A 20,014-nucleotide genomic window follows, 5' to 3' on the forward strand; every position below is an offset into this window, starting at 1 on the left:
TATGTCCCAAACATTTGCCATGCTGACTGCCGCCGATATCATGAATCCCAATGTGGTGACCATCAAAGGTTTAGCGACCATTGCCAGTGCCACCCAATGTATGCGCGTGAATAAAACCCGTGTATTAATAGTTGATCGTCGCCATGTTCACGATGCCTACGGCATTTTGACCGCCACCGATATCGTCAGTAAAGTGATCGCCTATGGTCGTGATCCAAGGGCAATACGGGTCTATGAAATTATGACCAAACCTTGTATTTTCGTGAGTCCCGATCTGGCGGTGGAGTACGTTGCCCGCCTATTTAGTCAGTGGAATTTGCACAGCGCCCCCGTCATGACTGACAAACTTTTAGGGATAATTACCGTTGAAGATTTAATTAGTAAAAGTGATTTTTTAGAACGTCCCAAAGAACTATTATTTGCCGCAGAAATGCAAGCCGCCATTCAACAAGCAAAATTAATCTGCCAAGAAAAAGGACATGATTCGAGTGATTGTATTCAAGCATGGGCAATGGTAGAGGAACTACAAGCTGAAACCGCCTACCAACAATCTAAAAAAGTGGACAAAACCGCCCTTGAAGAATATTTAGAAAAAAATCCAGAAGCCATCGATCATTTAATGGTTGATAATTGGTGTAGTGGTTAACAGTCATAATTCGTTAAAATAAAAACTATTTTAATCAACACATTTTTAGCGTTCGTTTGAAAAATTATCTAGGAGTAAAAAATGTCTAAAACAATCATTATTGATCCCGTAACTCGCATCGAGGGACATGCCAAAATTTCCATTTATCTAGATGATCAAGGAGAAGTGAATGAAGCACGTTTTCATGTGGGGGAATTTCGGGGGTTTGAGAAATTTTGTGAGGGTCGTCCTTTCTGGGAAATGCCTGCCTTAACGTCCCGAATCTGTGGCATTTGTCCCGTCAGTCACCTAATTGCATCCTCAAAAACAGGCGATCAATTATTAGCTGTAAAGATTCCTGTTGGGGCAGAAAAATTACGGCGAATGATTAATCTTGCTCAGATTACCCAATCCCATGCCCTCAGTTTTTTCCACCTCAGTAGTCCCGATTTGATTTTCGGTTGGGATGGCGATCCAAAAAAAAGAAATGTGTTTGGTTTAATTGCTGCTGATCCAGATTTAGCACGGGGGGGAATCCGCCTGAGAAAGTTTGGACAGGACATTATTAAAATCCTTGGCAGCCAAAAAGTTCACCCCGCCTGGTCAATCCCCGGTGGCGTGCGATCGCCGTTAACAAAAGAAGGACAAACTTACATTAAAGAGGGTTTGCCGGAAGCAAAAAATACCGTTAAAAATGCCCTGAGTTTATTTAAAAAAATTCTTGACTCCCATCAGGAAGAAGTGGCAGTTTTCGGTAATTTTCCGAGTCTTTATCTGGGTTTAGTAGGCGAGTCCGGCGCATGGGAACATTATGGCGGCATTTTGCGGATGATCGATAGCCACGGCAATATTGTGGGCGATCGCCTTAATCCGAACAATTACCGTGAATTTTTGGGGGAAAAATTACAGGAAGATTCCTACTTAAAATCCCCCTATTACAAACTTTTTGGCGAAACAGGGGTGTATCGTGTCGGGCCTTTAGCACGGTTAAATATTTGCGAACATTTTGGCACCGAAGCTGCCGATCAAGAACTGATTGAATATCGACAACGGCACGGCAGAATTGTGCAGGCTTCCTTTGTTTATCACCATGCCAGACTGATTGAAATATTAGGTTCCCTCGAAAGAATTGAGCGGATGATTGATGATCCCGATTTATTTTCTAATCGTTTACAAGCAGAGGCGGGGGTGAATCAAACCGAAGCTGTTGGCGTGAGTGAAGCACCACGGGGAACCCTTTTTCATCATTATCAAATGGATGAAAATGGACTGCTCAAAAAGATAAATTTAGTGATTGCGACAGGACAAAATAACTTTGCGATCAACCGCACTGTGACCCAAATTGCCAAACATTATATTCACGGTGAAACTGTTGCAGAAGGCATTTTAAATCGGGTGGAAGCTGGGGTGAGAAATTATGATCCTTGTTTAAGTTGTTCGACCCATGCCGCCGGACAAATGCCGATAATTTTACAATTAATTTCCCCTGATGGTTCCATTGTCAAAGAAATTCGTCGTGATAGTTAATGAAACAGACTCTAATTATTGGTTATGGTAATACCTTACGTTCTGACGACGGGGCAGGACAAAAGGTTGCGGAAGCTTTTTTTGATCAGGAAAAGATAAAGGCGATCGCCACCCATCAACTCACCCCTGAATTAGTGGAAGATTTGGTACAAGTGGAGCGCGTTTATTTTGTTGATGCTGCCCCCATTAATACTGTTACCATTCAGGGGATTCAACTCAGAGATAATGAGCACAATTTTGGACATTTTATTGATCCCCAAAGTCTCTTACATTTAGCAAAAAAAATCTATCATTATGCCCCCGATGCCTACTTCGTTTTAATTCCGGCTCAAAATTTTGAATTGGGAGAAAGCTATTCTGAAATAACCCAAAATGCCATCCAAACAGCAATTCAGCTTTTACAGAAACAAGTCACACCATGCATGAAGTCGCAATTATGACAGAAACCGTGGCGATCGCCTGTGCTTCAGCCGAGAAACAAAATGCCGCCAAAATTTTAAACTTGACCATGCGAATTGGGGCAATCAGTGGTGTTGTTCCTGAAGCCCTGAGTTTTGCCTTTGAGGCGGTGGCAGGCGGAACCCTTGCTGAACAGGCTAAACTAATTATTGAAACGGTTCCTGTAACCTGTTATTGCGCCCAATGCGATCGCCCTTTTACACCCCCTGATTTATTTTATGAATGCCCTTTATGCAGTCACTTAAGTCAACATATTTTAAGTGGTAAAGAAGTCGAATTAAAATCCTTAGAGGTGATTTAAATTATGTGTGGAAATTGCGGTTGTAACGCTGTTGAAAAACCTGTGGAAATTCATACCCATGCCCATGATCATTCCCACGGGCATCATGACCATCATCACCCCCATGACCATGAACATCACCATCACCATGATCACAATGGGAACCATAGCCATGCCATTGATATTAATCAATCCATTTTTGCGAAAAATGATCGTCTAGCTGAGCGTAATCGCGGCTATTTTTTGGCGAAAGATTTATTTGTTATTAATGTCGTTTCAAGTCCCGGATCAGGAAAAACGGCATTATTAGAACGTACCATTGAACAATTAAAAAATAAACTGAATTCAGCCGTTATCGTGGGCGATTTAGAAACGGATAACGATGCCCAACGACTGCGAAAAAATAATATTCCGGTTGCCCAAATTACTACAGGAACCCTTTGTCACCTTGATGCGGAAATGGTCTTAAATGCCGCCCGAAAACTTGCCCTTGATGGTGTTAATTTATTAATCATTGAAAATGTGGGTAATTTAGTTTGTCCCGCTGCCTATGATTTGGGGGAACACAAAAGAATTGTGTTACTTTCTACGACAGAAGGGGAGGATAAACCATTAAAATACCCGACAATGTTTAAGTCTGCTGATGTTGTCATTATTAATAAAATTGATATTGCTGAAGTGGTGGGTTTTGACCGTAATTTGGCATTAGAAAATATCAAAAAAATGTGTCCCCAAGCAGAAGTTTTTGAACTATCGGCGCGCACAGGGGAGGGCATGGATAACTGGTCAAACTATCTTCAAAGCCAGTATCAAATGATTGTTGGGCAACCTGTATTAATTCCTTGAATTTCTTGTGAAACGACGGTTAAGGTTAGAGATTCAAGGTACAGTGCAGGGGGTTGGTTTTCGTCCCTTTGTTTATCAATTAGCCACAACACTCAATTTATTCGGTTGGGTGAATAACTCGGCTGCGGGGGTCACTATTGAAGTAGAAGGTGGGCGATCGCTTTTAAATTTATTTCTCGAAAAACTGCAAACAGAGTTGCCCCCCCATGCCAAAATTGATGCTTTAAAATATCAATATTTGGAGCCTATTGGGTTTAAAAAGTTTGAAATTCATGCCAGTCAAACTGGGGAAAAAATAGCGATTGTTTTGTCCGATTTGGCTACCTGTTCTGAATGCATTGCAGAAATTTTTGCCCCCCAAAATCACCGTTATCAATATCCTTTTACGAACTGCACCCATTGCGGCCCCCGCTACAGCATTATTGAAACCCTGCCCTACGATCGCCCCCTAACGTCAATGGCAGATTTTCCGATGTGTGCCGACTGTCAACGGGAATACGAAGACCCCGGCGATCGCCGTTTCCATGCCCAACCCAACGCCTGCCCAATTTGTGGCCCTAAACTTGAATTTTTGAGTCATTGCCAAGGGCAAGAAAATACAAATCAATCACCTTTAGAGGCAGCAATTCAATATATTCGTGATGGAAAAATTGTCGCCCTAAAAGGCTTAGGCGGATTTCAGTTATTAGTCGATGCCAGAAATAACAAAGCAGTACAACAATTGCGAGATCGGAAACAACGTCCTGATAAACCCTTTGCAGTGATGTATCCTGATTTGCCGTCCATTAAAAATGATTGTTTTCTGCCACAATTAGAAGAAGGATTTTTGACTTCCCAAGCCAGTCCGATTGTTTTATTACAGAAGAAAAAAGAATTTAATCTTGCTGAAAATGTTGCGCCGCACAATCCGAATTTAGGGGTGATGTTGCCCTATACTCCGCTACACCATTTGTTATTAAAAGGCCTGAATTTTCCAGTCATTGCAACCAGTGGTAACCGCAGTGATGAACCCATTTGCATTGAGGAAACTGAAGCGCTAGAGAGGCTCAAAAATATTGCCGATGGCTTTTTAATTCATAATCGCCGAATTTTGCGTCCGGTGGATGATTCAGTGGTGCGGGTGATGAACAATACGCCTATAATTTTGCGGCGATCGCGGGGCTATGCGCCAGAGCCACTCACCTTAAAACGAACGCTCTCGAAAAATGTTTTGGCAATGGGGGCACATCTAAAAAATACGGTGGCGATCGCCCAAAAAAATCGTATTTTTCTAAGTCAGCATATTGGCGATTTATCCAATCAGCTAACGCTGCAAGCAATGGAAAAAACATTACAGAAATTAAGTCAAATTTATGACTTTCAACCTGATATTATTGCCTGTGATTTACATCCTAATTACCTCTCTACCCAATACGCTAAAAATCTCGCGCAGAAACTGAATATTTCTTTGATTTCAGTGCAGCATCACCATGCCCATATATATGCTTGTATGGCGGAACATCAGCTTGAATCGCCGCTGTTAGGGGTGGCTTGGGATGGGACGGGCTACGGTGAAGATGGCACAATTTGGGGCGGTGAGTTTTTCTGGGTGACAAAACAGGGTTGTGAAAGAATTGCTCACTTTAAACCGTTTCCGTTACCGGGGGGAGATCAAGCGAGTCGAGAACCCCGCCGTACTGCTTTAAGTTTGTTGTCTCAACTCTATGATTTGCAGGTATTGAAAAAGTTAAATTTACCCACAATTCAGGCTTTTTCTGCAACAGAATTGGAATTGCTTTTATCAATGTTAAAAAAAGACATTAATACGCCATTCACTTCTAGTGTTGGACGCTTATTTGATGGGGTTGCCTCTCTGCTTGATTTAAGACAAAGAGAAAGTTTTGAAGGACAGGCAGCGATGGCTTTAGAATTTTCAATTAATGGTTTGCAAATACCAGATTTTTATCGGTTTCAATATACAAAAAATGATTCAATCTTAGAGATTGATAGTCGTGGTATATTTCAGGGTATTATTCAGGATTTGCAGAATAACTTGCCTAAAAATTTTATTGCGGCAAAATTCCACAATACCTTGGTGGAAATTATTTTCGATATTTATCTGCATACCCTTAAGCTTGGTTTTGATTCTCGAAAAAATATTGTCTTAGCGGGGGGCTGTTTTCAGAATAAATATTTATTAGAGAAAACGATCCAAAAGTTAGAGTCTAGCGGAGCAAATGTCTATTACCCACAGAAATTTCCGCCCAATGATGAGGTGATCGCCTTGGGACAGATTATGGCGGTTGCTGGACAAGCGATCTAATTTTTACTGTTGGGAAATCATCCAGAAGAGCCTCAACAAAAAGCTTAATAAAAAAACTTAAAACTAATAACATCAAGGCGAAAAATTCGTTAGGATAAACGGTAGCCAATCCAATCAAAATATTGCGAAAATATGTGCCTTGCTGTGCCGGGAAAAATTTTAGAAATTACGGGGGATGACCCCCTTTTTAAAATGGGTCGCGTTAGTTTTAGCGGTGTGGTGCGGGAGGTGAGCCTCGCCTATGTGCCGGAAGCCCAAGTGGGGGATTATGCGGTGGTGCATGCGGGGTTTGCCCTGAGTGTTTTGAATGAAGTGGCGGCAACAGAAACTCTTGCCACTTTGGCGGAAATGGAGTCCTTTGCGGGGGTGGATAGTGAATGAAATTTGTTGATGAATTTCGCGATCCCGCAGCGGTTCAGAAATATGTGCAGGCGATCGCCGCCCTTGTGACCCGTCCGTGGCAAATCATGGAAATTTGTGGCGGACAAACCCATAGCATCGTTAAATACGGCATCGATCAACTGCTGCCCCCCGAAATTACCTTGATTCATGGCCCCGGTTGTCCGGTTTGTGTCACTCCCGCTGAACTTATTGATCAGGCGATCGCCTTGGCTCAGTTGCCCGATGTGGTGTTGTGTTCCTTTGGTGATATGTTGCGTGTGCCGGGGACGAGTCTCGATTTGCTCTCGGTGAAGGCGCAGGGAGCAAACGTAAAAATGGTGTATTCCCCCCTCGATGCCCTGAAAATGGCCCAGGAAAATCCCGATAAACAGGTGATTTTTTTTGCGGTGGGCTTTGAAACGACCGCACCGACGACGGCGATGGCAGTCTACCAAGCTGAAAAATTGGGCTTAAAAAATTTCTCCCTCTTGGTCGCCCATGTGTTAGTGCCGCCGGCGATGGAAGCGATTTTGTCCGCTCCGGATCGAACCATTCAGGGTTTTTTGCTCGCGGGCCATGTCTGCACGGTGATGGGGTATCAGGAATATGAGGCGATCGCCAAAAATCACCAAATTCCCCTAATTGTGACAGGGTTTGAACCCTTGGATATTGTGCAGGGGATTTATCTCTGCGTGAGACAGTTGGAGGAAGGGCGATCGCATATCGAAAATCAATACCGTCGCGTCGTCCAAGCCGCAGGGAATGCCACGGCACAGCAATTAGTGACCGAAATTTTTGAAATTGTGCCCCGTACTTGGCGCGGGATTGGTGAAATTTCCCAGAGTGGTCTCGGTTTGCGCGAAAAATATGCCGTCTTTGATGCCTCTCGCAAATTTAAGCTAGATTTGACGCATTTCCAGCCCCAAGCATCTTCTTCTTGTATCAGTGGCGAAATTCTGCAAGGTCGAAAAAAACCCAAGCAATGTCCCGCCTTTGGCACAACCTGCACCCCAGAACGTCCCCTTGGTGCGCCGATGGTTTCCTCCGAGGGAGCCTGTGCTGCCTATTACCGTTACGGCTAAATTTCCCTTGGCGATGACATCAGAGAATAAGGAAAATTAACGACGTCGCCTGGATTTTTTACGGGGCGATCGCCAAAACGTTTGCCAAGCCGTCTGGAATCCCGTCCAAGTACTACGTCCGCCCCGTTGCACCTGTTGAATTTGTCGTTGGGTGTGCTTCAGTCCTTTTTCTGTCTGCTGGAGAATCCCCCGGGCACTTTTAAAACTGGCTTCGAGTTCATCGGTTAATTCGGTAATATCTCCCCCCGTACGCCGGAGGGCATCAAGGGTGCGCGGCAGTTCTCGGTTGAGGGTATCGAGGAGTTTTTCTGCGCTACGGGCCGCCCGTCCCAGTTCCAAAAAGGCCGGGAAAGCAGCGGCGAGGACGGCGGTAAGGCTGAGGGCAACGAGCAAAAAAGACAGGAGTAGCCAAAAAAGGGGATCTTGCACTGTAAATGAAACGGTTTAATTTTGGGACGGGTCAATCTCTTGGACAGGGAGGAGTTCCTCTTCTTCGGCATCGAGGCGTTGGGCTTCGGTTTGGCTCGCTTCAATCCCAGCGGCGATCGCCTCCTGTAACCGTTGCAGCGTATCTTCCCAATTGCGCCGGGCCGTTTCCGAGAGTTGATCAGCGTGGAGTTGTAGACTATCAGAGAGATCCTCCGCCAGTTCTGGCAGCGCTTCAAGGGATTTTTTGAGAATTTTTCGGGTATCTTTCCCAGAGCGTGGTGCGAATAATAAACCAGCGATCGCCCCCACAGCGCCCCCAATGAGCACACCGCCCACAAAGGCCCCACCATTTCGCTCAGCCATATTGAAGTTCTCCCATTACACAAATCGCCTCCATTGTAGTATTCAACCCGGCTTCTACTAAAACCGATGAAAATTGTTCTCCAACGGGTGCAACGTTCCCAGGTCAGCGTCAATCAGCAAATTGTCGGCCAAATCAACCAAGGATTAACGCTCCTCGTCGGCATTTCCCCCACCGACACCGACGCCGAATTACAGTGGCTCGCCCGCAAATGCCTTGATCTGCGCCTCTTTCCGGATCCTGAGGGCAATCCCTGGCAAGCCTCGATCCAAGATATCCAAGGGGAAATCCTTGTGGTTAGTCAATTTACCCTCTATGGCGACTGTCGTAAGGGCCGACGACCATCCTTTAGTGGTTCTGCCAAACCAGATCAAGCCGAACAGATTTACGAAAAATTTGTGGCTTTCTTGCGCCAAAGTGGGCTGAAGATCGAAACCGGACAATTTGGTGCCATGATGCAGGTGGAAATCAGCAACGATGGCCCCGTGACCCTCCTCCTAGAACGCGAGGCTAAACCCGCCTGAATTGACCTCAAATTTCAGTAAAGTTTTACCCTAGGTTTTTGCGAAAAATATGGCTTTGTAAAGCAGTGAGCAATATTGAGATACAAATATTAAAAGTTGGGCGATCGCCATTTCAGTCCTCCCAATCAAAAGGCGATCGCCCCATGGCATAAGCCTTTGCCCAATTTAGCCCCCCAATACGCCTCGTCCAATTCCCAGGACAAATTCTCCCCGACGAATTCCCCTGAAATTAAGGGAAAAGAACGATAGTAAGATTTTCAACAAGCAGTTAACGTGATGAACTTCCGCCAAAGCATAGAATCATGACAGATCAACAAAAAACAGCGATCATTACTGGTGCCTCGTCCGGGGTTGGACTCTATGGGGCCAAAGCCCTCGCCGAGAAAGGTTGGCATGTGGTCATGGCCTGCCGCAACCTCGAAAAAACTGAACGAGTTGCCAAAGAAGTTGGTATCCCCGAAGCCAGTCGGACGATCATGCACCTTGATCTCGCTGATTTCGATAGCGTCCGTAAATTCGTCGCCGATTTTCGGGCAACGGGTAAAACCCTAAACTCCCTAGTTTGTAATGCGGCGGTTTATCTGCCCCTTGCCAAGGAACCCCAACGCAACAAAGACGGTTATGAACTTTGCGTTGCCACCAACCACTTGGGTCATTTCCTGCTCTGCAATTTGATGTTGGAAGACCTCAAAAATTCCCCTGCCGCAGACAAACGCCTTGTGATTCTCGGTACTGTCACCGCCAACCCGAAAGAAGTAGGCGGCAAAATTCCCATTCCTGCACCCCCCGACCTCGGCGATCTCCAGGGAATGGCCGCTGGCTTTAAGCCCCCTGTCGCCATGATCGACGGCAAAATCTTTAAACCCGGTAAAGCTTACAAAGACAGCAAACTCTGCAATATTCTCACCATGCGGGAACTCCACAACCGCTATCACAAAGACACCGGGATTATCTTCAACTCCTTCTATCCGGGTTGCGTTGCCGAAACGGGCCTCTTTAGAAATCACTATGGTCTGTTCCGGAAGATCTTCCCTTGGTTCCAAAAAAATATCACCGGTGGGTATGTGACTGAGGAAGTTGCAGGTGAACGTTTAGCCAAAGTCGTCGCGGATTCTGGCTTCGATGTGTCTGGTGTTTACTGGAGTTGGGGAAACCGCCAACAACAAGGACGGGAAGCCTTTATGCAAGAAGTTTCTGATGAAGCTCTCGATGACAACAAAGCAGATGTCCTTTGGGATCTCAGTGCCAAGTTAGTCGGGATGCCAGCCTAATTTCTATCCTGATTCCTATTCCTTAAGAGAGTAATTTGATTGCTAACGTCTCCCATCAAGGGAGATTTTTTTTGCTTCATGTGTGGTATTTTTTCTTGAGAATAGGTTTAGATTTAGCTAAGGTTGGCTTTTGCGAGTCTGTCTGCTGCATAGGCACTGCGATTTCTTGAAGAGCATTCACAATAGCCTCTATTTGAAAATCATCCAAGTAATCTTTTCTTTGAACAATCAAACGATTTAATTCACTCAAGGCAGTAATTACCGGGACAGAACAATGGTTAGTACCGACCCACTGGGCAGCAGGAAAAATTACGGGTGCAATAATGGTATTTTTGTCAATGGATAAATTTTGGATGTCAAGCCAAGTCTGAAAAGCTTCTTGGTGGTATAGGCTCTGCTGGGTTGGACTGTTTTGTAAAGGTATCCAACGACTCCCTTCTCTCCTTTTCCAGCGGTCACGATACGCAGAAAAAGACCCTTTCCAGGTTTTGATTTCCAGGAGGAAAATGCCTTTTGTGCCGACAATTAATAAATCAATCTCTGTTAGCTTTTGGCTACGGGTTGGGATAAAGATATTTTTTCCCATTGCCCATTTTTTTGGTAGCTGACTCAACAAAAGTGCAATAAAGCTTTCTCCAATATTGCCTTGGACTTGATTTTTGAAATTCTTGAATTGATGTATACCTACCGCAAAGTAACCCAAGGGATTATTTCCCACTTCCGCATAGATTTCCTGAGTTTGAGATGTTCTTTTCTTCTCGATTTCTTGGGCAAAAAATGTTTTTAAATCGGGAGACTGAGATATTGTTTGCATTGACTTTGTAAAGAAGTGCTGCGATTTTAGTCTACTGTGGATTTTTAAATCTGATACCGATTTCATACACTTGAAAAAATACGAGTGTAACGGCGATCACCACTTTGCAATGCTTCATAGAGGAATCTCTGCCGAAAGGGGCGCAGATTCTTGGTTTCGCGTCTATATTGGACACTAGCGCAACCCTTACGTCTCTATGCTAAACAAAAACACTCTTTTCCTAGCCCTGCTAGCTTTTATCCCAATTTCCTTGGCTGGCCACTTCCTTGAATGGAGTCCCGTGACCGTGTTCTGCACAGCGGCGATCGCCATTGTGCCCCTCGCCGCTTTCATGGGAGAAGCCACCGAAGAAATTGCCGTTGTCGTCGGCCCCAACCTCGGTGGTCTGCTCAATGCCACCTTTGGTAATGCTACCGAATTAATTTTGGCTTTCATTGCCCTCAAGTCTGGCCTCGTCGATGTCGTCAAGGCCACGATCACCGGATCAATCATTAGTAACCTGCTCCTGGTGATGGGTTTTGCAATGCTCCTGGGTGGCCTCAAGTTCAAAGAACAAGACTTTCAGCCCACCGCTGCCCGCCTTAATGCTTCGTCCATGAACTTGGCGGTAATTGCGATCCTAATTCCCACTGCCGTAGAGTACACCTCCGCTGGTATCGGCCAAGCAACTCTCCAAAATCTTTCCGTTGCCGTAGCCATTGTGCTCATTTTGGTCTATGGCCTCACTTTATTGTTCTCGATGAAAACCCACTCCTATTTATATGATGTGGGGGTCGCAGAAATCGAAGAAGAAGGGGAAACAGAAGAAGAAGCCAAGGCAAAAGTTAACCTTTGGCTCTGGGTTGGAGTCCTACTGATTGTTACCCTCGCCGTTGCCATTGAGTCGGAACTCTTAGTCGGTTCCCTCGAAGCAGCCACCGAAAGCCTCGGCCTCAGTCCTCTCTTTACAGGTGTAATCCTCCTGCCCATCATCGGTAATGCCGCAGAACATGCCACCGCTGTTACCGTTGCCCTAAAAAATAAAATGGATCTGTCTGTGTCCGTGGCCGTTGGCTCTAGTTTACAAATTGCCCTCTTCGTCGCCCCGGTCTTAGTGATTGCTGGTTGGGTCATTGGTCAACCGATGGATCTTGATTTTAATCCCTTTGAACTGGTGGCCGTGGCCGTGGCTGTACTGATTGCCAACTCCATTAGTTCTGACGGCAACTCCAACTGGTTAGAAGGAAGCTTGTTGCTAGCGACCTATACAGTGCTCGGATTGGCCTTTTTCTTCCATCCTGCTGTACCTGGATTGGCCTAGGCCGAGATATTCAACACAATCAAGCTGCTAATTTTTTTGGGCGAACCTTGGTTCGTCTTTATTTTTTTAATTGTCATAGATAATGCTGATCTAATCGGGAAATCTTCATCGCTCTTCCCGATTTTAAGTTTGCTGCATTAGCATAGGTATAGTGGCTGTCGTGCAAATTATTGATGGGGGCAGTCTCAACTTACTAATTATCTGAAGCCTTCCATGTCAAACTCTAAACCCTTTGTACTCGGTGCAACAGCTCTAGTGTTAACCACTGTGGCGGTTACAGGGGCAGGGCTGCACTACTCTAAAAGTCAAGCCTACCTCAAAGACAGCCCAAAGGAAATTGTGGACGAGGTTTGGTATGTCATCAACAAAGAATACGTTGATGCGACCTTTAACCAAAATGACTGGCGTCAGGTGCGGCAAGAGTTTCTCAGCAAAGACTATGCCAACACAGATGAAGCCTACGATGCAATTCGGGAAATGTTAGATCTCCTGGGAGATCCTTACACCCGGTTTATGCCCCCCCAAGATTTTGAAAATTTACAGGTTGATACGTCTGGTGAGTTGACCGGGGTCGGCATTCAGATCGCCAAGGATAAAGATACAGAAGAGGTGGTCGTGATTGCACCCATTGAAGAGACGCCAGCCTTTGAAGCGGGCATTATGGCCCAAGATGTGATCGTTGCTGTGGATGAGCAACCCACCGAAGGGATGGAACTCAACGATGTGGTGAATTTGATCCGGGGTCAACGGGGTACGGAGGTCACCCTCACTATTCGCCGAGATGAACGAGTATTAGAATTTCCCATTGTCCGGGAAGTGATTCAGATTCATCCGGTAAAGGCACGGATTAATGAGAGTCCCATTGGGGATGTGGGCTATATTCGCTTGACCCAATTTAGCGCCCAGGCAACGGCAGAGATGCGGGAGGCGATCGCCGATCTAGAATCCCAAAATGTCGATGGCTATGTTTTAGATCTACGTTCTAATCCTGGGGGATTGCTCTATGCCAGCATTGACATTGCCCAAATGTGGCTTGATGGTGGTGGGATTGTTTCGACGGTAAACCGTGTCGGGGAAGTGGATCGCCAGGAGGCCAGTGACCGCGCCCTAACAGATAAACCCCTGATCGTTTTAGTGGACGGGGGATCCGCCAGTGCCAGCGAAATCCTTTCCGGCGCGCTCCAGGACAATCAACGGGCGGTACTTGTAGGGACGCAAACCTTCGGTAAGGGCCTAGTCCAATCTGTCCGTCGCCTAGGGGATGATTCTGGGGTTGCCGTGACGGTGGCAAAATATTTGACCCCCTCTGGTCGGGATATCAATAAAGAAGGCATTGCGCCGGACTTTATTGTGGAACTTGATGAAGCTGATCAAGAAACATTGCAAGAAGATCGCACAAAAATTGGTACAATGGCTGACCCGCAATATGCCAAGGCGATCCAACTGCTCGACGAACAACTCCGCACTGGGACGATTGTGATCCCCGAAAAACAGGCCAGCACTGAGCGACCGAGCCGCCCCGCCCAGGATAGCTAAACTCCCAAGTCCTCGGTGTCAGCGATCGCCCTTTAAAAGGCCGTTACAAATCTTGTTGCGGTGGCGATCGCCCCCGGATCCCAGGCTCAACTCCCCTGGATTTGCGGCCTTAAAATTTGCTTAAGATTTTTTTAAAAATAAAGTTGCGCACCAGATATAGAGTGGAGTATGCTTAGTTACCCTACATCTAGCGTCTGAGGTGCAACCCATGGATCATGTTCAAGAATGGCAGCAAAGCTGTGTTGATCCTGAACTCATCCAACTGAATGTTATTTCCCTAGAGGGCGATCGCCCTTTGGACTATTTGCTCTATTCAGAGGCGTTGCCCCGACGAAATGATGGTCGTTTGGGGGACAGTTACCTCCAGCGCTATCAACACACCGAGGCCGGGGGCTGGTGGTGTTCTGGTGTTGATATTTTGACGGGAAAGGCTGACCTTTGGGGCTGTTTCAAACCGGAACAACCCCGCGTCAATCCAGAAAAAGGCAAACCCATCAAGTACGAACACCCCCCAAAAACGAGTACGGGCCTGTTTGCGTTGCGACTGCCGCCCCATGTGTGGGAACGGGTGGCCCGCCGCCATCAACTAGAATTTAGCCAAGACGATTGGGACGATACCCAGCCCGATGGGGGCTTTTGGCAATGGCTAAAGGAACATCCCCAAATCCCCCTGATTATTACTGAAGGGGCGAAAAAAGCAGGCTCCCTCCTCAGTGCCGGCTACGGGGCGATCGCCCTACCGGGTATTTATGGCGCGATCCGGACACCCAAGGATGAATTTGGCCACCGCATCGGCCAATCTCGACTGATTCCCCAACTGAAAAAACTGATTCACGGCCAGCGCACCATTTACATTGCCTTTGACCAGGATGAAAAACCCACCACTATCCGGGCCGTGCGCAGTGCCATCCGAAAAACAGGTTATCTACTCAAACAAGCCGGTTGCCCCATCAAGGTGATCACCTGGGATCGTCGTGCCGGGAAAGGGGTGGATGATCTCATTGCGAACCAAGGTCAAGCCGCCTTTGAAGCTGCCTTTCAAAACGCCCCCAGCCTCGATCTTTGGAAAGCCCAAGACCTTGAACAACTCACCTATCCCCGTCACCAAACCCTCCACCAGCGGTATCTCCCGGAGCAGTTAACAATTCCCCCAGCAGCCAAGTTAATTGCGCTCAAATCTCCCAAAGGAACGGGCAAAACCCGTTGGCTAGAATCAGTTGTTGCGGGGGCGATCGCCCGCCAACAGCCCGTCCTTGTGATTGGACACCGCATTCGTCTCGTCGAAGAACTCTGTCAGCGGTTTGGCCTCGACTACATCCGTGATTTACCCAAGGGCAAAGATCGATCCAAGGAACCCAACCTAAAAATTAATGGCTATGGCCTCTGCATTGATTCTCTGCATGGCAAATCCCAGGCCCGTTTCAATCCCCATCACTGGGGCGATGCCCTGATTATTTTTGACGAAGTAGAACAAGTGCTATGGCACGGGTTAAATTCCAGCACCTGTCGCGATAACCGGGTCAATATTCTCCAGAGCCTCAAGCACCTGCTGCAAAATGTCTTTGTCGGCGAGGGTCAAATTTACATCAGTGATGCCGACTTGAGCGATGTCTCCATTGACTACCTCCTGACCCTGGGAGGCCAAAAGCTCCAGCCCTATCTCATTGAAAATACCTGGCAAGCGGATACCACCACCCACTACACCCTCAATCACTATCCCGATGGCACACCAAAACGGCTAGTCAAGGACTTGGTGCAACATATCCAAGGGGGCGGGCGGCCTTTCATCTGTCTGTCGGCCCAAAAACTCAAGAGCCAATGGAGCACTTCGACCCTCGAAATTTACCTCAAAAATCAGTTTCCTGACCGCAAAATTCTTCGCCTTGATGCGGAATCCCTGGCGGATCCTGAACATCCTGCCTACGGTGCCATGGGCCAAATTAACCAAACCCTCGCTCAGTATGATGTGGTTTTAGCGAGTCCAGCTGTGGAAACGGGGATTAGTCTCGATTTGCAGGGACATTTCACCTCGGTGTGGGCGATCGCCCAGGGGGTACAAACGGTTAATTCCATTTGCCAGGCCCTGAGTCGAGTCCGTGAAAATATTCCGCGTCATCTCTGGGTCGCCAAATATGGCTTTAACACCGTCGGCAATGGGGCCACTTCCATTCCGGCACTACTCACCTCCAGTCAAAGGCTCACCCAAACGAATATCCGTCTGCTGCAACAGTCTGACTTTATCGCCCTTGATGATTTAGACACTGCTTTTCAGGCTGAATCCCTTCTGTGTTGGGCCAAATTTGCGGTGCGGATTAATGCGGGCATGGTGAACTACCGCGAGGCCGTGCTTGCTCATCTTCAGCGGGAAGGACATCAATTGTCAGCGGTGCCAAAACACCGTAAAACAACAGCCACTCAAAGCCAACCTGATAATCAATTGGCCACGGCGATTAATTCCATTCGCGATACCAATTACCAAGCAGAATGTTTGGCGATCGCCCAGGCAACCCCCTTGAGTACCAAAGACTACCAACGCCTGAAAAAGAAACTCCTGAAAAGCCCTTCCGAACGACAACAACTCCGCAAATACGAACTCCAGAAACGCTACAATCTCCCCGTCACCGCTTCCCTAGTGGCCAAAGATGATGACCACTGGTACCAAAAGCTGCGGCGTCACTATTTCCTGACCCTAGGTCGCCCTTACCTGGCAGATCGAGATGCCTTAATTGCAACTCACCTGATGCAGCAGGGCGGCGGACAAATTTTCCAGCCTGATTTTAACCACTCCCAAATGGGGGCAATCATCGGCACCATGGAAATTTTGGGGATCACCACCCTCCTTGCCCAGGCAAATCGACCGCTCCACAACCTCGATCCAGAGATGCAACGACTCGCGGCGATCGCCTTAGAAAATCGAGACGCCATCAAGACCACCGTTGGCATTGGCCTCGCGAAAAATTCTACCCCGATCATGATTCTGCGTCGCTTCCTCGAACTACTCGGCCTCGAACTGAAATACCTCAAGATCACCACCATCCAGAAAAAACGCACCCGTATTTACCAAATCAGTCAGCCCCAGGATCAACGCCAAACGGTCTTCCAACATTGGCTACAAACCGACCAAAATTGCCCAGGCACCTCCGCTTTCTGGCAAGAAGACTGCCAAAAATACCTGGCTAAGCTTCAGGAAACCCGGCACCAAACGGAATCAAACTATGTCCAACTGACGTTTGAGTTACCGACCCCAGAGGCGTCCTAGTCTGCGGTGAAAACCAACAAAAAAGGGGCTATTTTACCCAAGCCCCTGATGTCCAAAAATTATGCGATCCGAGGGTCACTAGGATTTAGCTTCGAGACCCACGGGACAGCCGACCCCCGTACCACCGAGGCCGCAGTAGCCCCCTGGATTTTTTGCGAGATACTGCTGATGGTATTCTTCCGCGTAATAAAATTCCGGTGCCTCCAAAATTTCCGTCGTGATCGCGCCATAACCCTCGGCCTTTAAAGCATCTTGGTAAGCTCCTAGTGACGCCTGGGCCAACTGTTTCTGGGCCTCGGAGTAGGTGTAAATACCAGAACGGTACTGGGTGCCCACATCGTTACCTTGGCGCATCCCTTGGGTGGGATTATGGCTTTCCCAAAAAACCTTGAGGAGAGTCTCGTAGGACACTTGCTTAGGATCATAGGCAACAAGAACCACTTCATTGTGGCCCGTCATCCCAGAGCAGACTTCCTGATAGGTCGGATTGGGGGTGTGACCAGCCGCATAGCCCACTGCTGTACTAAAAACGCCGGGGGTTTGCCAAAATTTGCGCTCTGCCCCCCAAAAACAGCCCAGACCAAACATCGCAAGTTCGATCCCTGCGGGGAAGGGGGGAGCAATGGGATTGCCATTGACGAAATGCTGATCGGGGATAGGCATTGTTTGGGTACGACCGGGTAAAGCCTCCTGGGGCGTAGGCATTTGGGTCTTTTTACCGAGCAAACCAAAAAACATAGGACTTAATTTTTAACCATGGTGACTGCCTTGATTGTAGACAAAAAGATCTGGCGGATGGGGCGGCCTTTTTCTCTGCATGGGGGGAGGGGGCGATCGCTTTCTGATAAAATTCTATAGAATCTTAAAAAAACGTTACTTAACCGGAATTTAAATGAATTTACTGGTGGTCGGTGCTACTGGCACATTAGGCAGGCAAGTCGCGCGACGGGCATTGGATGAAGGACATCAAGTCCGTTGTCTCGTCCGGAATCCCCGTAAAGCTTCCTTTCTCAAGGAGTGGGGCGCAGAATTAATCGGCGGAAATTTATGCCAGCCCGAGTCTTTGCTCCCAGCCCTAGAAGGGGTTGATGCTGTCATTGATGCTGCCACGGCCCGGGCAACGGATTCTATTGGTGTTAAGGAAGTTGACTGGGAAGGGCAAGTAAACCTGATCCAAGCCGCCAAGGAAGCTGGGGTCGAGCGATTTATTTTCTTTTCAATTCTTAATGCAGAGCAGCACCGTGATGTGCCTTTGATGGATGCAAAATATTGCGTCGAGGAATATCTCAAGGAAGCGGGCATGAATTATACAATCCTGCGCTTGAGTGGGTTTATGCAGGGGTTGATTGCCCAATACGCGATTCCCATTCTCGAAAATCAAGCGGTTTGGATCACTGGGGAGAGTTCGCCGATCGCCTACATGAATACGCAGGATATTGCGAAGTTTGCGGTGCAGGCGGTGAAAATTCCGGCCACGGAAAAACAAACATTTCCAGTGGTGGGCACCCGGGCTTGGAAAGGGGAAGAAATTATCGCCATTTGTGAGCGTTATTCTGGCCAAACTGCCAGCATCGCCCGACTATCCCTGGGTTTTCTGCGGTTAATGCGCCGGGTCAGCCGCTTTTTCCAATGGGGGCAAAATGCGTCGGATCGCTTGGCTTTTGCAGAAGTAATGGCCACGGGTAAGCCTTTGGACGCGCCGATGGAAGATGTTTACAAAACCTTTGGGCTTGATCCCGCCGAAACAACGACCCTCGAAAGTTATTTACAGGAATACTTCAGCCGCATTATGCAAAAGCTGAAGGAAATTGACTACGAGAAAAATAAGGGCAAAAAGAAAAACGGGAAGAAAAAGCCGAATATTCGGACACCGTTTTAGGGACGTTTTACTACAGTTGTGTTCCCCTGGAGTGATACCTGGGGGATGCTGCTGAAAAATTAAAAACTTGACGTTTCATTAGTGGCGATCGCCAACCGTATAGGTATTAAGGGAAACGGTTTGAGTGATACCCTATTGTTTATATCCTTAAGTTTGTAGGACACTTCTACTTGTGCCCAAAGCCGGCATTATCTATAACGACATCAAACCCATTGCCTGCCAAGTCGCTCAGGAATTAGCCAAAACCTTGAGGAATAAAGGGTGGGAAGTGTTTACGGCCACTGGATTTGGCGGTCTACTTGGCTATGCAGAATGTCCGCCAACCCAGGAAACGGGCCACCAACAGCCCGTGTGTCACACTAAAATTGAGCAATTGGTGCCCCCCAACTTCGATGAAAATATGCAGTTTGCCGTGGTTCTGGGGGGAGATGGCACAGTCTTGTCAGCCGCACGCCAGGTTGCTCCAAAGGGAATCCCGTTGCTAACGGTTAATACAGGACACCTCGGATTTTTGACGGAAATGTATCTCCAGCACCTCGATGAGGCGATCGCCCAGCTTCTAGCCGGAGAATACGAAATCGAAGACCGTTCGATGATCACCGTGCAGCTTTTCCGCGACGGGGAACTCCTTTGGGAAGCCCTCAGTCTCAATGAAATGGTGCTCCACCGGGAACCCCTAGCCGGGATGTGCCACTTTGAAATTCAGATTGGTCGCCATGCCCCCGTTGATATTGCCGCCGATGGCATTATGATTTCGACGCCCACCGGCTCCACGGCCTATTCCCTCAGTGCGGGCGGCCCCGTCGTTACCCCTGATGTGCCCGTTTTCCAGCTCGCCCCCATTTGTCCCCATTCCCTCGCGTCCCGGGCCCTCGTCTTTTCCGACACAGAACCGGTGAATATTTTTCCGGCAACGTCCCACCGCTTAGTGATGGTCGTTGATGGTAACGGTGGAGCCTATGTCTTGCCGGAGGATCAAGTCCATTTAGAGCGATCGCCTTACAATGCCCGCTTTGTGCGCCTCCACCGACCTGAATTTTTCCGAATCCTCCGGGAGAAGCTGGGCTGGGGACTCCCCCATGTGGCGAAACCCACATCCCGCAAAGTTCTTTAGGGAAATGGCATCAGAAGCAAAGATT

At 47.6% G+C, this 20,014-nt stretch carries 19 protein-coding genes; 15 read left to right on the forward strand and 4 right to left on the reverse strand.

Annotated features, from left to right (window positions below; all coding sequences use genetic code 11):
* The first annotated feature begins 1 nt into the window (after position 1).
* From AWQ23_RS01175 to hypD, 8 genes are all read left to right on the forward strand, one after another.
* Positions 2–646, forward strand: coding sequence for a CP12 domain-containing protein (locus tag AWQ23_RS01175; protein WP_232308934.1), 645 nt, complete (start codon positions 2–4; stop codon positions 644–646).
* Between the two features lie 81 nt (positions 647–727).
* The gene (locus AWQ23_RS01180; protein ID WP_062431833.1) at positions 728–2,152 is read left to right on the forward strand and encodes a Ni/Fe hydrogenase subunit alpha; all 1,425 of its coding nucleotides are present in this window, start codon (positions 728–730) and stop codon (positions 2,150–2,152) included.
* Positions 2,152–2,592, forward strand: coding sequence for a hydrogenase maturation protease (locus tag AWQ23_RS01185; protein ID WP_062431835.1), 441 nt, complete (start codon positions 2,152–2,154; stop codon positions 2,590–2,592). The genes AWQ23_RS01180 and AWQ23_RS01185 overlap by 1 nt, the downstream gene beginning before the upstream one ends.
* Complete coding sequence (gene hypA / locus AWQ23_RS01190; RefSeq protein WP_062431837.1) at positions 2,571–2,912, forward strand: hydrogenase maturation nickel metallochaperone HypA; 342 nt, start codon at positions 2,571–2,573, stop codon at positions 2,910–2,912. Before AWQ23_RS01185 ends, hypA begins: the two co-directional genes overlap by 22 nt.
* A 42-nt stretch (positions 2,913–2,954) precedes the next feature.
* Positions 2,955–3,737: a hydrogenase nickel incorporation protein HypB gene (gene hypB, locus AWQ23_RS01195; protein ID WP_304440750.1), complete on the forward strand. Its 783-nt coding sequence runs from the start codon at positions 2,955–2,957 to the stop codon at positions 3,735–3,737.
* Positions 3,738–3,744: 7 nt separating this feature from the next.
* Positions 3,745–6,039 carry a carbamoyltransferase HypF gene (hypF, locus tag AWQ23_RS01200; protein WP_062431841.1) on the forward strand — a complete coding sequence of 765 codons (2,295 nt, stop codon included), beginning with the start codon at positions 3,745–3,747 and terminating at the stop codon, positions 6,037–6,039.
* Between the two features lie 132 nt (positions 6,040–6,171).
* On the forward strand, positions 6,172–6,420 hold the full coding sequence (locus tag AWQ23_RS01205; protein WP_062431843.1) for a HypC/HybG/HupF family hydrogenase formation chaperone: 249 nt from the start codon (positions 6,172–6,174) through the stop codon (positions 6,418–6,420).
* Complete coding sequence (gene hypD, locus AWQ23_RS01210; RefSeq protein WP_062431845.1) at positions 6,417–7,502, forward strand: hydrogenase formation protein HypD; 1,086 nt, start codon at positions 6,417–6,419, stop codon at positions 7,500–7,502. Before AWQ23_RS01205 ends, hypD begins: the two co-directional genes overlap by 4 nt.
* 36 nt (positions 7,503–7,538) lie before the next feature.
* Here the strand turns inward: hypD and AWQ23_RS01215 are convergent, their stop codons facing one another.
* Positions 7,539–7,931 (reverse strand): hypothetical protein, encoded by a 393-nt coding sequence (locus AWQ23_RS01215; RefSeq protein WP_012305844.1) that lies wholly within the window; start codon positions 7,929–7,931, stop codon positions 7,539–7,541.
* 15 nt (positions 7,932–7,946) lie between these two features.
* Complete coding sequence (locus tag AWQ23_RS01220; protein WP_012305845.1) at positions 7,947–8,294, reverse strand: YtxH domain-containing protein; 348 nt, start codon at positions 8,292–8,294, stop codon at positions 7,947–7,949.
* Positions 8,295–8,360: 66 nt separating this feature from the next.
* On the opposite strand from AWQ23_RS01220, the gene dtd reads away from it, so the two are divergent.
* Together dtd and AWQ23_RS01230 are read left to right on the forward strand one after the other, a co-directional pair.
* On the forward strand, positions 8,361–8,816 hold the full coding sequence (gene dtd, locus AWQ23_RS01225; RefSeq protein ID WP_062431846.1) for a D-aminoacyl-tRNA deacylase: 456 nt from the start codon (positions 8,361–8,363) through the stop codon (positions 8,814–8,816).
* Between the two features lie 302 nt (positions 8,817–9,118).
* Positions 9,119–10,087: a protochlorophyllide reductase gene (locus tag AWQ23_RS01230; RefSeq protein ID WP_062431848.1), complete on the forward strand. Its 969-nt coding sequence runs from the start codon at positions 9,119–9,121 to the stop codon at positions 10,085–10,087.
* Positions 10,088–10,163: 76 nt separating this feature from the next.
* On the opposite strand, the gene AWQ23_RS01235 is transcribed toward AWQ23_RS01230, so the two are convergent.
* Positions 10,164–10,967 (reverse strand): nuclease-related domain-containing protein, encoded by an 804-nt coding sequence (locus tag AWQ23_RS01235; protein ID WP_083500674.1) that lies wholly within the window; start codon positions 10,965–10,967, stop codon positions 10,164–10,166.
* Positions 10,968–11,097: 130 nt separating this feature from the next.
* On the opposite strand from AWQ23_RS01235, the gene cax reads away from it, so the two are divergent.
* The 3 genes from cax to AWQ23_RS01250 all read left to right on the forward strand — a co-directional run bounded on the left by cax (position 11,098) and on the right by AWQ23_RS01250 (position 16,996).
* Positions 11,098–12,201 carry a calcium/proton exchanger gene (gene cax / locus AWQ23_RS01240; protein ID WP_062431852.1) on the forward strand — a complete coding sequence of 368 codons (1,104 nt, stop codon included), beginning with the start codon at positions 11,098–11,100 and terminating at the stop codon, positions 12,199–12,201.
* Positions 12,202–12,414: 213 nt separating this feature from the next.
* Positions 12,415–13,737 (forward strand): carboxyl-terminal processing protease CtpC, encoded by a 1,323-nt coding sequence (gene ctpC, locus AWQ23_RS01245; protein ID WP_012305850.1) that lies wholly within the window; start codon positions 12,415–12,417, stop codon positions 13,735–13,737.
* A gap of 208 nt (positions 13,738–13,945) precedes the next feature.
* A complete protein-coding gene (locus AWQ23_RS01250) occupies positions 13,946–16,996 on the forward strand; it encodes a plasmid replication protein, CyRepA1 family (protein ID WP_062431854.1) in 3,051 nt (1,016 codons plus the stop codon).
* A 78-nt stretch (positions 16,997–17,074) separates the two neighbouring features.
* Here AWQ23_RS01250 and msrA read toward each other — a convergent pair whose 3' ends face one another.
* The gene (gene msrA / locus AWQ23_RS01255) at positions 17,075–17,734 is read right to left on the reverse strand and encodes a peptide-methionine (S)-S-oxide reductase MsrA (protein ID WP_062431856.1); all 660 of its coding nucleotides are present in this window, start codon (positions 17,732–17,734) and stop codon (positions 17,075–17,077) included.
* A 154-nt stretch (positions 17,735–17,888) separates the two neighbouring features.
* Here msrA and AWQ23_RS01260 point away from each other — a divergent pair, with 154 nt between their 5' ends.
* Both AWQ23_RS01260 and AWQ23_RS01265 read left to right on the forward strand, forming a co-directional pair.
* The gene (locus tag AWQ23_RS01260; RefSeq protein ID WP_062431858.1) at positions 17,889–18,875 is read left to right on the forward strand and encodes an SDR family oxidoreductase; all 987 of its coding nucleotides are present in this window, start codon (positions 17,889–17,891) and stop codon (positions 18,873–18,875) included.
* Between the two features lie 172 nt (positions 18,876–19,047).
* Positions 19,048–19,989: an NAD(+) kinase gene (locus tag AWQ23_RS01265; RefSeq protein ID WP_012305854.1), complete on the forward strand. Its 942-nt coding sequence runs from the start codon at positions 19,048–19,050 to the stop codon at positions 19,987–19,989.
* The last annotated feature ends 25 nt before the right edge of the window (positions 19,990–20,014 follow it).

It is taken from the genome of Picosynechococcus sp. PCC 73109, from assembly GCF_001521855.1.
GTDB lineage: Bacteria > Cyanobacteriota > Cyanobacteriia > Cyanobacteriales > MRBY01 > MRBY01.

Coding starts and splice junctions, on each gene's coding strand:
- AWQ23_RS01175 (WP_232308934.1), top strand. CDS start 2: ATGTCCCAAACATTTGCCATGCTGACTGCCGCCGATATCATGAATCCC.
- AWQ23_RS01180 (WP_062431833.1), top strand. CDS start 728: ATGTCTAAAACAATCATTATTGATCCCGTAACTCGCATCGAGGGACAT.
- AWQ23_RS01185 (WP_062431835.1), top strand. CDS start 2,152: ATGAAACAGACTCTAATTATTGGTTATGGTAATACCTTACGTTCTGAC.
- hypA (WP_062431837.1), top strand. CDS start 2,571: ATGCATGAAGTCGCAATTATGACAGAAACCGTGGCGATCGCCTGTGCT.
- AWQ23_RS01205 (WP_062431843.1), top strand. CDS start 6,172: ATGTGCCTTGCTGTGCCGGGAAAAATTTTAGAAATTACGGGGGATGAC.
- hypD (WP_062431845.1), top strand. CDS start 6,417: ATGAAATTTGTTGATGAATTTCGCGATCCCGCAGCGGTTCAGAAATAT.
- AWQ23_RS01220 (WP_012305845.1), bottom strand. CDS start 8,294: ATGGCTGAGCGAAATGGTGGGGCCTTTGTGGGCGGTGTGCTCATTGGG.
- dtd (WP_062431846.1), top strand. CDS start 8,361: ATGAAAATTGTTCTCCAACGGGTGCAACGTTCCCAGGTCAGCGTCAAT.
- AWQ23_RS01230 (WP_062431848.1), top strand. CDS start 9,119: ATGACAGATCAACAAAAAACAGCGATCATTACTGGTGCCTCGTCCGGG.
- AWQ23_RS01235 (WP_083500674.1), bottom strand. CDS start 10,967: ATGAAATCGGTATCAGATTTAAAAATCCACAGTAGACTAAAATCGCAG.
- cax (WP_062431852.1), top strand. CDS start 11,098: ATGCTAAACAAAAACACTCTTTTCCTAGCCCTGCTAGCTTTTATCCCA.
- ctpC (WP_012305850.1), top strand. CDS start 12,415: ATGTCAAACTCTAAACCCTTTGTACTCGGTGCAACAGCTCTAGTGTTA.
- AWQ23_RS01250 (WP_062431854.1), top strand. CDS start 13,946: ATGGATCATGTTCAAGAATGGCAGCAAAGCTGTGTTGATCCTGAACTC.
- msrA (WP_062431856.1), bottom strand. CDS start 17,734: ATGTTTTTTGGTTTGCTCGGTAAAAAGACCCAAATGCCTACGCCCCAG.
- AWQ23_RS01260 (WP_062431858.1), top strand. CDS start 17,889: ATGAATTTACTGGTGGTCGGTGCTACTGGCACATTAGGCAGGCAAGTC.